Source organism: Acinetobacter sp. IK31 (genome assembly GCF_035615195.1).
Taxonomy (GTDB): Bacteria; Pseudomonadota; Gammaproteobacteria; order Pseudomonadales; family Moraxellaceae; genus Acinetobacter; species Acinetobacter calcoaceticus_C.
This window is the reverse complement of sequence record NZ_JANBOB010000032.1, coordinates 19,434-32,238: the sequence shown is the minus strand read 5'-3', so window position 1 is coordinate 32,238 and position 12,805 is coordinate 19,434. Positions and strand designations below refer to the sequence as shown.

Here is a 12,805-nt window from a genome sequence, read left to right as displayed (position 1 = left end):
AAAAGAGGTTAACCATGAACCAGATTGCCCAACCCATCACAATTCGCAATACCACATTCAAAAACCGAATTATTAAAGGTGCAATGAGTGAAGCGCTTGCAAATTATGAAGGTCAACCAAATGACTTGCATTTAGGCTTATATGGGGCGTGGGCAAAAGGTGGGCTTGGCTGTGCAATCACAGGCAACGTCATGGTCAATGTAGCCGCAAAAAATGAACCCGGTGTTGTTGTTATTGAAACCGAACGTGATTTAGAGCGCTTAAAAGGGTGGGCAGCATTAGGTAAAAAATATGGAATGGTGCAATTGATTCAATTGTCCCACCCAGGGCGTCAGTGTCCAAAAGGATTAAATAAAGAGACTGTCGCGCCGTCAGCAGTACCATTTAGTCCAGCTTTAGCCACTATGTTTGGAACGCCACGTGAATTAACTCATGATGAAATTCTAGATATCATTAATCGATTTGCAACCGCTGCTCGTATTTGTGAAAAAGCAGGTTTTGAAGGAGTGCAATTACACGGTGCGCATGGTTATTTGATTAGCCAGTTCTTATCACCTTTAACGAATAAGCGTACCGACCAATGGGGTGGTTCAGTTGAAAACCGTACCCGCTTTTTATTAGAAGTTTATAAGGCTGTTCGCGAAGCAACCTCCGAGAATTTTATCATTTCAGTCAAACTGAACTCTGCCGATTTTCAACGTGGTGGAATTAGCGAAGAAGATGTAATTTCAGTGTTTAAAGCAGTTGATGAAGCTGGTATTGATTTAATTGAAATTTCAGGCGGTACTTATGAAGCACCTGCAATGGCAGGGGCTAAAGCTGATAAGCGTAAGACAAGCACGATTGCTCGTGAAGCTTATTTCTTAGATTTTGCTGAAAAGATCCGCCAACATGTTAAATGTAAACTCATGGTGACAGGTGGATTCCGTACTGTAGAAGGAATGAATGCAGCACTCGCAAGTGGGGCTTGTGATTTTATTGGTATTGCGCGTCCGCTTGCAGTTGAGACTGATTTAACAGACCGTTTAATTGCAGGGCAGGACGTACGCTATGCAGTAAAACCAATTAAAACAGGCCTACCTTTTGTCGATAAAATGGCAATCATGGAAATTATTTGGTATGCCGCTCAATTTAAAACCATTGGTAAAGGCAAAAAGCCAAATCCGAAACTTTCACCACTAGTCGTCTTTTTTAATTATGCCAAAGGCAATATTACAGCTGTGGTAAAAGGTCGCGTGAATTCACGTAAATCTGCTTAATCCGATGCGCCATTTCAAAAGCTGAAATGGCGCATTTATTTTAGAACGTATAGCTCATACCAAACTGAACAGTACGTGGTTCGCCTGGGTATGCATATAAATTAAAGGCACTTTCATCATAAGTTCTATCGAAAATATTTTTCAGATCTAAGTTAAGACGAAGTTTTGGTGTTGCTTGATAGTAAGAAACTAAGTCGGTAACTGCATAACCTTTCATGGTGTAGGTACTATTTGCTGTTTGGCCTGCACGCTTATCAATATATTTTTGATTAACCCCTAGACCTAAACCTTGTAAAGGACCATCCTGAAACTCATACATATTTAACAGGTTAAAACTGTTCTTTGGAATATTGGCTAAAGACGTTCCTTTTTGCAAAGTGTTGTCTTTAGTCACTTCAGCATCTGTATATGCGTATCCACCAATAATTTTCCAAGCAGGTGTAAGTTGACCTGTAATATTTAGCTCAATACCACGACTACGGACTTCACCAGCAGAAACCTTGTAAGCTGAATCAACAGGATCGATAGTTAATACATTTTCTTTTTCAGCATAAAAAATAGCAGAGTCAACCGACAACATATTGTCTAGCGCTTGCCATTTAAAACCTAACTCGTAAGCCATGCCTTCTTCTGGATCAAATCCCTCTCCATTACGGCTAGCGCCAGTGTTTGGTTTAAAAGACTTTGCTGCATTACTATAGATTGAAAGATCGTCACGGGCTTTAAAAACTAACCCTAAACGGGGAATAAAGGCATCGTGACTAGTATTCCAGTTTGCAGTATTTGGTAATAGGTTTTTATAGTCATGCTCATAGTGCTCAAAGTGTAAACCCAATAAAGCACTTAAACGTTCATTTAAATCGATTTGGTCTTGTACAAAAAGGGCAGTTGTTTTTAAATTTTCACGATCATGGGTAGTAACATTTTTAAGCTCAGGTAGAGGTTGGCCTAAAACAGGATTATAAATATTGATTGGGTAGTTATTTGACTTTAGATCTGAACGAATAATGTATGACTTGTAATCATAGTTTTCGTATTCGAGTCCAGTCACTAAGGTATGTGCTAAACCTAAAAGTTGGAAATTACCTGTTAAATTAATTTGGGCATCGGTATCTTGCCATTTTAATTCGCGATAGTTGTAATTTCTTTCGAGTGTTTCTCCATCAGACTGAATTCCATTTGCTTCTACGGCATAGCCATGCAATTTGCCATTTAAATATTGCACACCCGCATTAAGCTTCCAGTCATTTCCAAGGTCATGTTCAACTCGTAATTGAGTCATGTTGTTATCATTGTAGAGTCGATTGTTATATTTACCTGTTTCCCACAAATAGGTTTCTGGTGAACTATTAAAAGACTTCTGTGTAGGATAACGCGTATGCCCACGATCAAGCGGATGTTGATTCCGTGAAATATCGGCTTCAAAGGTTACTTTAGTTGCATCAGTCGCTTGCCATTGAATGACTGGCGCAATTCCATAACGTTTGGATTCGACATGATCACGATAACTATCACCACCTTCTGCAATCACATTTAGGCGATAACCGATATTTTCTGCATTTGGTATCGTACCTGTGGTGTCTACAGTGGTGCGGTATAAACCTTCACTGTTAAGCTGAGCGCCTAAAGTTGTTTGTTGCTCAGACTTTGGTGTTTTTGAAATTAAGTTAAACGTACCGCCTGGGTCACCACGGCCATATAAGCTAGAAGAGGGGCCACGTAAAACGTCTATACGTTCAATGGTGTTGCTATCTGGCGCATTTGGATAACCACGGTTAATTGGGAATCCGTTACGATAAAATTCACCACTGGTGAAACCACGAAGATTAAAAGCAGTTAAGCCTTGACCACCAAAGTTATTCGCTCGTCCAACACCGCCTGCTAAATCAAGCGCTTCGATTAAACGTGTTGCACCAATATCTTCAATTACTTTTTGGGTCACAACACTTACCGATTGCGGTGTGTCTTTTAATGCGACTTCACTACGTGTCGCGCTACTCGAGCTATCGACTTTGTAAGTTTGGTCAGAAGCCTGTTGAGCTTTAATTTTAATCGTAGCAAGAGTCGTTGAAGAACTATCTGTTTCTGCAAAAGCAGTTGAAATACAACAGAGTTGAGCAATGCTGAGGGAGAGGAGGCGAAGCTTAAGATCCATTTAAAACCTGTTTGATAATAAATATCAGTATAAAAATAGGAATTATTATATTGTAAATGTATATAAAAGAAATACTGGATCAGTGATATTTAAATACAAATGTATTTTATTTGGAAATAAGAGGGGTTAAAAAATAAATAGAATATTAAGAAAATAAAAAGAAATTTTATAAGAATAGAATAATGGCGTCCCTACGGGGATTCGAACCCCGGTTACCGCCGTGAAAGGGCGATGTCCTAGGCCTCTAGACGATAGGGACGTTGAGGATGGCGGTATCTTAAGAAGCCGCCACCAAACTGTCAAGTAGGTAAGGAGACAGTTTGTTCAAAATATAGCAAAACAGTTCAGCAGTCTTCTGAGTATCGTATAAAGCAGAGTGGGCTTCTTTACCATCGAACTCAATTCCAGCTTGTATACAGGCTTTGGCAAGGACAGTTTGTCCAAACATAACAGCACTTAAAGTAACCGTATCCATGACTGAAAAACTATGAAATGGGTTCTGGTTTTTTGTGCTTGTACGTGCAATCGCTGCTTGAACAAAACCAAGATCAAAATGGGCGTTATGGCCGACCAACACTGCATGCGTACAATGTTGCTGTTTACGAACTTCATTTACTGATTTAAAAATACGGCGTAATGCAGTCCGTTCATCTTCAGCCATTGCCATACGCATTGGGTTGAACGGATCAATACCAATAAAGTCTAGCGAACGGCGGTCGAGGTTAGCTCCTTCGAACGGGTTAATATGCGCATGGAATGCTGGACCAGGGACAAATTGTCCCTGAGCATCATACACAATTGGAATGCACGCAATTTCTAGCAATGCATCTGTCTGGGCATTAAAACCTGCCGTTTCAACGTCAACAACAACAGGTAAGAAGCCACGAAAACGTTGGCCAATGACCGGGACAGAGGTTTCTTGTGTCACACTTTTCTCCATTGCAGCTTTTTCCCGGCATGCAGCGGGATAATTTTTTGATCATCTAAATAATCAAAAGATTCTGGTACAAGGTTATCTTCTTTTACCAAGGTAATGGTAGAAGTATTACGTGGTAGACCGTAGAAGTCCGCACCAAAATGGCTAGCGAAACCTTCTAGGCGTTCTAATTTACCTACTTGGTCAAATGCTTGAGCATAAAGTTCAATTGCATTAGGTGCACTATAACAGCCTGCACAGCCACACGCATTTTCTTTTGCATCTTGCGAGTGGGGTGCGCTGTCTGTACCCAAGAAAAATTTAGGGTTACCACTGGTTGCAACTTCAAGCAAAGTTGTTTGGTGTGTTTGGCGCTTTAAAATTGGTAAACAATAAAAATGCGGTTTAATACCACCGACCAGCATGTCATTACGGTTAAATAATAAATGTTGAGGCGTGATTGTTGCAGCAACATTACGGTCATGTTCTAAAACAAAATGAGCCGCATCGCTTGTTGTAATGTGCTCAAGTACCACTTTAAGTTTTGGAAATTGTTTTAAAAGCGGGTTGAGTACTTCATCAAGGAAACGTTTTTCACGGTCAAAAATGTCGACGTGGTTATGAGTCACTTCACCATGAAGTAATAACGGCACTTGATGCTCTTCTAATTGCTCAATAACCGCATAAACCTTACGGATATCACTCACACCATTATCAGAATTGGTGGTTGCGCCAGCTGGGTAAAGTTTAATGGCATTCACATGTCCAGATTCTTTAATTTTACGAACTTCATCTGGTGAGGTGAAGTCAGTAAAATAAAGCACCATACGTGGGTCAAAATTGAGACCCTCTGGAACATGAGCAAGAATACGTTCACGATAAGCCAATGCTTCTTCCACAGTTTTTACTGGCGGAACAAGGTTTGGCATACAGATTGCGCGAGCAAATTGTTTAGCCAAATCGGGTACGGTACGTTTTAATGCTAAACCATCACGTAAATGTGCATGCCAGTCATCTGGCTGGAGCAGGGTAATAGAGTCCAAGGCAGTTCAAACTTCGAAATAAAACAAATGATAATCGATAAAGTGTGAAAATGGTAACGAGAATTACGGACAAATGGCAAAATAAAGCGCAAGAGGCCTTAAAAAATAATGTTATATTTTGTTAATATGTAAGAGCTAGGAATTGAGTAGTGGTAAATAGGGGGAATGTACATGAATTACTCAAAGCAAAAGAAGAAATAGAATATCTGGTAACTCTACATACTCATCGTTATGCCAATACACCTTTGCCTCATCAATTAGAAAAAAAGTTCTGGCATTTAAATCTTGAACGAACCAAACAAAACATCTCCAAGTTTTTAGCAAGTGGTGTTCTAACCTATCTCATTTTTATTTTGCTAGCGCTACCTACTGACTATTTGGTGATAGGTGTACCTTACATCACTTGGGATTTTATTTACTGCATATTAAGTGCAATTAATATTGCAGGTGCGCTACTGCTATTTTGGGTATTTGCAAAGTTTAAGAAACTCACCGATTATTTTTATATTGCCGCATGCGTTATTATTTTTTTTACCATTATTGTCAATGCAATGTTGCTTCTTAGTGTCGGAAATGCAGCCCTTAAAAATCAGTCGATGTTACTGCTTTCTTTTTTATATATGCTTGGCTTTATTTTGAGCGGTATAAAGCCTTTACATATGCTTTATGTTGGTTTGATCGCAGCAATTTCCGTTTTTTCTCTATTGTTATTATTGCAAGCCAATTGTGATTATATTGCTTTGGGAAGGGCTTTATTTGGTAGCTGTATTTTAGGTTTTTCAATTAGCACGATGCTCACGTCTAGAGAAAGAAGCCTTTTTTTAAATAATCAGCTTGCTGAACTTAACGAGCAGATTTTACGTATTGAGGCATCTGAGTTGCTTCATTTAAGTCAGCAAGATGCGCTTACTAAAATTCCTAATCGACGTACCTTTGATGAGATGTTCGACTTCTTTTACTATCGTGCAAAGCAGGAACAGCGCCCATTGGCCGTTTTATTTATTGATATCGATTTTTTTAAAAATTATAACGACTTTTATGGACATCAGATGGGAGACAAGGTCATTTCATCTATTGCCTCTACAATTAAAAATTCGATTCGACATGTTGATTTTGTTGCTCGTTATGGCGGAGAAGAGTTTGTCGTTCTTTTACCGAAAACACCCGCTCAAGGTGCCTATGCTGTGGCTGCCAATATTTATAAAGCCATTGAGCGTCAAGCGATTCCTCATGCTGCATCTTTGGTTTCTAAGCAGGTTACCATTAGTTTAGGCTTTACTGTTTATACAGAAGGCTTAAAAGTTACTCAGGAAAATTTAATTCATGCTGCCGATCAAGCTTTATATCGAGCTAAGCAGCTTGGACGTAATCAGATTTATTATCAACCTTTGCAGTTACCAGAAATTGCTTAAGTAAAAGCATTCAAATAAAAAAGCCACCTTTGTAGGTGGCTTTTTTATGAGCTAAGAAAATTATTTTTTCTTGCTATCTAATTGTGGTATAGCAGAACCTTGACCGATTGAAAGCAAGCCAGCATCTGTATAGATACCAAGTTTTGCACGTGTATCGGTAATGTCGAGGTTACGCATAGTCAACTGACCAATACGGTCCATAGGCGAGAACATTGAATCGCCTTTTTCCATTGTTAAACGTTCAGCTTCGTATGTTAAGTTTGGAGACTCAGTGTTCATGATGGTGTAGTCATTACCACGACGAAGTTCAAGAGTAACTTCACCAGTAACAGCTTTAGCAACCCAACGCTGTGCAGTTTCACGCAACATAAGCGCCTGAGAGTCGAACCAACGACCTTGGTAAAGTAAACGACCTAAACGTAAACCGTTAATGCGGTATTGTTCGATCGTATCTTCGTTGTGAATACCAGTAACCAAACGCTCATAAGCAATATGAAGAAGGGCCATACCCGGAGCTTCATAAATACCGCGAGATTTCGCTTCGATAATACGGTTTTCGATTTGGTCAGACATACCCAAACCATGACGGCCACCAATACGGTTTGCTTCAAGAATAAGCTCAACCGGATTGTCAAAAGTTTGACCGTTCAATGCAACAGGTACACCTTCTGCAAAACGTACGGTCACTTCTTCTGGTTTGATTTCAACGTCATCTTTCCAGAAAGCAACGCCCATAATTGGGTCAACGATTTTGATACCAGCATTTAAGTATTCAAGATCTTTTGCTTCGTGAGTTGCACCCAACATGTTCGAGTCAGTTGAATACGCTTTTTCTTTTGACATTTTGTAGTCAAAACCGTTGTCGATCAGGAACTGTGACATTTCTGCACGGCCACCGAGTTCATCGATGAAGTTTTGATCTAACCAAGGCTTATAAATTTTAAGATTTGGGTTGGTCAACAAACCATAACGATAGAAACGTTCAATATCGTTACCTTTATACGTTGAACCGTCACCCCAGATGTTAACGTCATCTTCTTTCATTGCAGTAACTAACATTGTACCTGTTACTGCACGACCCAATGGAGTCGTATTGAAATAAGGAACACCACCTGTACTGATATGGAATGCACCACACTGAATTGCAGCAATACCTTCGAGCGCAAGTTGTAAGCGGCAGTCAATTAAGCGAGCTTTTACAGCGCCGTATTGTTCTGCTTTCTTTGGAATTGCATCGTAGTCATCTTCATCAGGCTGGCCTAAGTTTGCAGTGTATGCATAAGGCTCTGCACCTTTTTGTTTCATCCACAATAGGGCAGCTGAAGTGTCTAGGCCTCCGGAGAAGGCAATCCCAACTTTTTTGCCTACTGGTACATGCTGCAAGATAGTTGCATTATCAGTCATTGCTAATCCTAACATTTATAAAAAAGACCCCGTACAGGTGGTCTCGAGAATTCTGAATGGCGGCTATTGTAGCACTATTCATGGTGCTTTTTTTGGCAAAAAAAGCATTAATTCGCTTGTTCTGCTTTGAAGTTTTAATTTGATAAAAAACTAAGCGCACTTATAGAATGAGAAGAAGTAAGTGAAGTATTGTTGTGCAAATAAGAAAAGACTTTTAATAACTTAAAAAGAAAATAGGATGAATATGAAGCGTCACCATTCTTGGCATGATTATGCTGTTTCTATTATATAAATGGGAGAAAGAACCAGATTTCATTAGTGTCATTAAATAAAAGCAATACGTTGGGGTTGGATGGATTGACCATAAGCCTCGATAAAATTTTGCTCTTGGTCATCCAAAACCATAAAAAAAGTATTAAAGTACTATGCAACAAGTTGCAAAAACTATTGGGACGCAGCATGACAAGTTACGCCAATCTATTAAAACCATTACATTTAGGCTTTACCACTATTAAAAACCGTGTGGTGATGGGATCCATGCATACTGGCTTAGAAGACCGTTTCTATAATTATCCAAAACTGGCAGCTTATTTTGAAGAGCGCGCAAAAGGCGGAGTTGGCCTAATTGTAACCGGTGGTATTTCACCGAACCGTCAAGGATGGTTGGCACCTGCTGGCGGAACCATGAACAGTCTATTTGATGTTCCTCAGCACCGTTTGGTAACGCATGCTGTTCATAAACATGGCTCTAAAATCTTAATGCAGATTTTGCATGCGGGCAGATATGGTTACCAACCTTTTGTGGTGTCTTCTAGTCCGATCAAATCGCCAATTTCACCATTTAAACCACGTGAACTATCTGACAAAAATATTCTCAGCACAATTGATGACTATGCACAGTGCGCGGACATTGCCAAAAAAGCAGGTTATGACGGTGTCGAAATTATGGGCTCTGAAGGTTATTTAATTAACCAATTTTTGAGTAGCCACGTGAACCAGCGGACTGACCGCTGGGGTGGTGAAATTGAAAACCGTATGCGTTTCCCAGTCGAGATTGTTAAGGCGATTCGTGCCAAAGTTGGCGAGAAATTTATTATTTGTTTCCGTTTGTCTTTGCTCGATTTAGTTCATGACGGTAACACCATGCAAGAAGTGGTTACTGTTGCCAAGGCTCTAGAAAAGGCAGGTGTGACTTTATTAAATACCGGCATTGGTTGGCATGAAGCCCGTGTTCCGACCATTGTAACATCTGTACCTCGTGCCGCTTTTGTTGATTACACGGCTCATGTAAAACAACATATTTCTATTCCGATTATTGCATCAAACCGTATTAACATGCCTGAAACTGCCGAAGAAATTTTGGCAAGTGGTAAAGCGGATATGGTTCAAATGGCACGTCCATTATTGGCCGATGCATTTTGGGTAAATAAAACGGCGACTAACCGTGTTGATGAAATTAATACCTGTATTGCCTGTAACCAAGCGTGTTTAGACCATGCTTTTAAAAATAAGCGTGTGTCATGTTTGGTTAACCCACGCGCAGGTCATGAAACTGAACTGGTTTATTTAAAAACCAAGCAGCCTAAACGTATTGCGGTAGTAGGTGGCGGAGTTGCGGGTATGTCAGCAGCAACCGTTGCGGCGAGCCGTGGTCATGCAGTCACTTTGTTTGAAGCCACTTCAGATGTGGGCGGTCAGTTTAACTTTGCCAAGGTAGTGCCAGGTAAAGAAGAATTTCATGAAACGATTCGCTACTTTAAAGTCCAACTCGAAAAAACAGGCGTGGATGTACGTTTAAATACTCGCGTGAATCGTGAGCAGCTTGAACGCGAAGGTTTTGATGAAGTTATTGTTGCAACAGGTGTAATCCCTCGCGCATTAAAGATTGAAGGAAGCCATGCACCACAAGTTCTTTCTTATGCTCAAGTTTTAAAAGGGGCAGAAGTTGGACAAAAAGTAGCAGTGATTGGTGCGGGTGGTATTGGTTTCGATGTGTCTGAATTTTTACTTAAACCTCCACATCAACCACAGCCTCAACCTTTAGCCGAATGGCAACGTGAATGGGGAATTGACCCTAACCCTGACTATATTTCTGAGGGAGGTATGCAACCTGCTCAGATTGAACCTCCAGTTCGTCAAATTTACTTACTGCAACGTAAAACTACGCCGTTAGGTGTTGGACTTGGGAAAACTTCTGGTTGGGTACACCGTGCACAGCTTAAAAAGCATGGCGTGCGTATGCTCCGTGGCGTGCAATATAAAGCAGTCACTGATGAAGGGCTTTGGATTGAACATAACGGTCAAGATCAGCTTTTACGTGTAGACACGGTTGTGGTGTGTGCAGGTCAAGAGTCGGTAAAAGACTTGATGCCAAAAGAGGGTGAGTCGACCGTAGCAAACTACCATATTATTGGTGGTGCAAAGCTTGCAGCAGAGCTAGATGCGAAGCGTGCGATCAAAGATGGTGCAGAATTAGCTGCTCGATTGTAATATTTGATGAAACAATACGCACTTGAACACAAAGCAGTGATTTTTTTCTTGAATAAAATGAATAAGCTTTGTATTCTTACGCACATGGAAGCGTGGCAGAGCGGTTTAATGCACCGGTCTTGAAAACCGACGAGGGTGTGAGTCCTCCGTGAGTTCGAATCTCACCGCTTCCGCCAAATTCGAAAAGCCCCTGTTAAAAGCAGGGGCTTTTTTTATATGTATGTTTTTTAGTACTTAGAAACCTGTATAAAAAATTGGATTGAGTTAGGCAGATTTAGATGCAGCTTAATTTTATATTTTTAGTTAATACACCTTCATAATGGTCAATATCTTGTAATTGTTTGAAGAATTCTTTCGGGTCAACTATTGCTGCTATATGTATAATTATGGGTAGAATAGCTCCTTATAATACTAACCCCTTTGCATCCCTAACTTGCAAAGTAAAATCGATCTCGGTATACGCTGAATTTAAATTAATAGATATGGATAGTTCATGAATTTAATAAATCACTGTAGTAAGTCATTTCTTGCAATTTTTCTTATGATGAATCTTTCAAATACATATGCAGCAAAGATACAGGCTGTAGATGCTGAAGTGCAGGAGAGCGCTGTAGACGCAATGGAAGCAGTTGGAGCAGAAGCTGTAGAGGTTGGTGAAGATGAGGCTGCATGCCGTGCTGACGAGGCGTGTGATGTTGCATCAGCTGTTCCTGAGGATGAAATGTATGGTGGAATTCAACAGGAATATGTCGTAAAAGGCTGTAAGGTAACAATCTACAACGATGGGCCTGTGAAAATGGTCAATGTAAAGACGGATCAACCATGTGATGCTCCACTTCCTAAAGACCATAAATTTTCTAGATAGAGCTTGTGAATCTATAAATTATTTTGTGCGCCTTTAAAAAATGTTTTAGTACTTAGAAACCCATATAAAAATTTGGATTGAGTTGGGCAGATTAAGACTTCAGCTTAATTTTATATTTCATAGTGTCTTGGGACTGAATCCTCACTTTCTACTATTTAATATTTAGCTTTTGTTTTTTCTCAAAATCATGGACCATTCGAATACGCTCTTCAGTTGCAGGATGAGAAGATAAAGTATCAAGAACAGCTGTAGATAGTTTATTAGCTGAAGATTCTTCTTGAGAAGTTGGCGGGTTGGACTGATTTTTTTTATCGATACCTTCTTCTGTTGTATCGCTTAAACGTTGTAAGAAATTTGCGAAGTGCGAGACTTCTATGTGCTTCCTATCCATCAGCTGTAAAGCATATAGATCGGCTTCGGACTCAAATTTACGTGAATAATTTGCACCAATCATAGCGGCAGGTAATGAGGTAAATAAGTCTGAACTATCTCCGGTCATTGCAATATATAATACACTTAGGCCTAAACTAGTTAACCCTTGTTGTAAACTATGGCGATAAATCAAATGGCCTTGTTCATGGGCTAATACGCCTAAGATTTCCTGATTAGTATGTGCCATTTTGATCAGTTCATCTGTGATGATGATCGTATTATTAGGTAATGCTACAGCATTTGCTCCTAATTGATTACCTTGACGGAAGACTAATTTGGCTGGTCTGTTTTCAGCAATAGTATTCAAATATTGTTTAGTAATTTGGTCTTTTTGAGTTTGTGCTAATTGGCTGGGTGCAGTCCAATTATTTAATACATAATTCTCGGCTTCATCACCTAGTTTCTTTAAAGTATTCTCAGGTAATTGAAAAGCAAGATAATGGGATGTAGCTGGAACACCCCATTTCACGAGACTGATCGCGAAAGTAATCACAAAAATTACACTAAAAAGAATAAGAGCTGGAGAGCGTTCAAATTTCCAGATCGAATGTTGAACCTTTTTAGTTGCATAATTAAACCATTCAGGTAATGCACTATGAAATTCAATCCGAGCATCATCAGATAATTCAATCATTGGGTGTAACTGTCCCAGCGCACCAATCAATTTCATATCAGTATATTGATAATGACGCTGTTGTTCTAATTGCTCACCATACCGAATGAGAACTTCAGATTTAGATTGAGCTGAAATCTGAGCACGGTGAGGTTTAGACACTATGCCGTCATAGAAAATGATATCTACTGCTTGGGACATAAATTATTAAACTCA

Annotated in this window: 9 protein-coding genes and 2 tRNA genes; 5 read left to right on the top strand and 6 right to left on the bottom strand. The window is 39.8% G+C overall.

Going from position 1 to position 12,805, the window contains the following annotated elements; all coding sequences use genetic code 11:
- Nucleotides 1–14: 14 nt before the first annotated feature.
- Complete coding sequence (locus MSG66_RS15740) at nt 15–1,259, top strand: NADH:flavin oxidoreductase/NADH oxidase family protein (protein ID WP_133974661.1); 1,245 nt, start codon at nt 15–17, stop codon at nt 1,257–1,259.
- Between the two features lie 40 nt (nt 1,260–1,299).
- On the opposite strand, the gene MSG66_RS15735 is transcribed toward MSG66_RS15740, so the two are convergent.
- The 4 genes from MSG66_RS15735 to pyrC all read right to left on the bottom strand — a co-directional run bounded on the left by MSG66_RS15735 (nt 1,300) and on the right by pyrC (nt 5,373).
- A complete protein-coding gene (locus MSG66_RS15735; RefSeq protein ID WP_324654571.1) occupies nt 1,300–3,414 on the bottom strand; it encodes a TonB-dependent receptor in 2,115 nt (704 codons plus the stop codon).
- A 183-nt stretch (nt 3,415–3,597) separates the two neighbouring features.
- Nucleotides 3,598–3,673, bottom strand: a tRNA-Glu gene (locus MSG66_RS15730).
- Nucleotides 3,674–3,691: 18 nt separating this feature from the next.
- Complete coding sequence (gene rnt / locus MSG66_RS15725; protein WP_003652803.1) at nt 3,692–4,354, bottom strand: ribonuclease T; 663 nt, start codon at nt 4,352–4,354, stop codon at nt 3,692–3,694.
- Nucleotides 4,339–5,373 carry a dihydroorotase gene (pyrC, locus tag MSG66_RS15720; protein WP_324654570.1) on the bottom strand — a complete coding sequence of 345 codons (1,035 nt, stop codon included), beginning with the start codon at nt 5,371–5,373 and terminating at the stop codon, nt 4,339–4,341. The genes rnt and pyrC overlap by 16 nt, the downstream gene beginning before the upstream one ends.
- Before the next feature lie 149 nt (nt 5,374–5,522).
- Between pyrC and MSG66_RS15715 the strand changes: the two genes are divergently transcribed.
- Entirely contained in the window at nt 5,523–6,785 is a 1,263-nt protein-coding gene (locus MSG66_RS15715; protein ID WP_324654569.1) for a diguanylate cyclase, read from the top strand.
- A gap of 60 nt (nt 6,786–6,845) precedes the next feature.
- Here the strand turns inward: MSG66_RS15715 and argG are convergent, their stop codons facing one another.
- Nucleotides 6,846–8,204 carry an argininosuccinate synthase gene (gene argG, locus MSG66_RS15710; protein WP_100222880.1) on the bottom strand — a complete coding sequence of 453 codons (1,359 nt, stop codon included), beginning with the start codon at nt 8,202–8,204 and terminating at the stop codon, nt 6,846–6,848.
- Between the two features lie 444 nt (nt 8,205–8,648).
- Here argG and MSG66_RS15705 point away from each other — a divergent pair, with 444 nt between their 5' ends.
- The 3 genes from MSG66_RS15705 to MSG66_RS15695 all read left to right on the top strand — a co-directional run bounded on the left by MSG66_RS15705 (nt 8,649) and on the right by MSG66_RS15695 (nt 11,544).
- A complete protein-coding gene (locus MSG66_RS15705) occupies nt 8,649–10,679 on the top strand; it encodes an NADPH-dependent 2,4-dienoyl-CoA reductase (protein ID WP_324654568.1) in 2,031 nt (676 codons plus the stop codon).
- 86 nt (nt 10,680–10,765) lie between these two features.
- Nucleotides 10,766–10,855: transfer RNA gene (locus tag MSG66_RS15700), tRNA-Ser, on the top strand.
- Between the two features lie 365 nt (nt 10,856–11,220).
- On the top strand, nt 11,221–11,544 hold the full coding sequence (locus tag MSG66_RS15695) for a hypothetical protein (protein WP_133976363.1): 324 nt from the start codon (nt 11,221–11,223) through the stop codon (nt 11,542–11,544).
- A 151-nt stretch (nt 11,545–11,695) separates the two neighbouring features.
- Here MSG66_RS15695 and MSG66_RS15690 read toward each other — a convergent pair whose 3' ends face one another.
- Nucleotides 11,696–12,790: a M48 family metallopeptidase gene (locus MSG66_RS15690; RefSeq protein WP_324654567.1), complete on the bottom strand. Its 1,095-nt coding sequence runs from the start codon at nt 12,788–12,790 to the stop codon at nt 11,696–11,698.
- Nucleotides 12,791–12,805 lie beyond the last annotated feature (15 nt).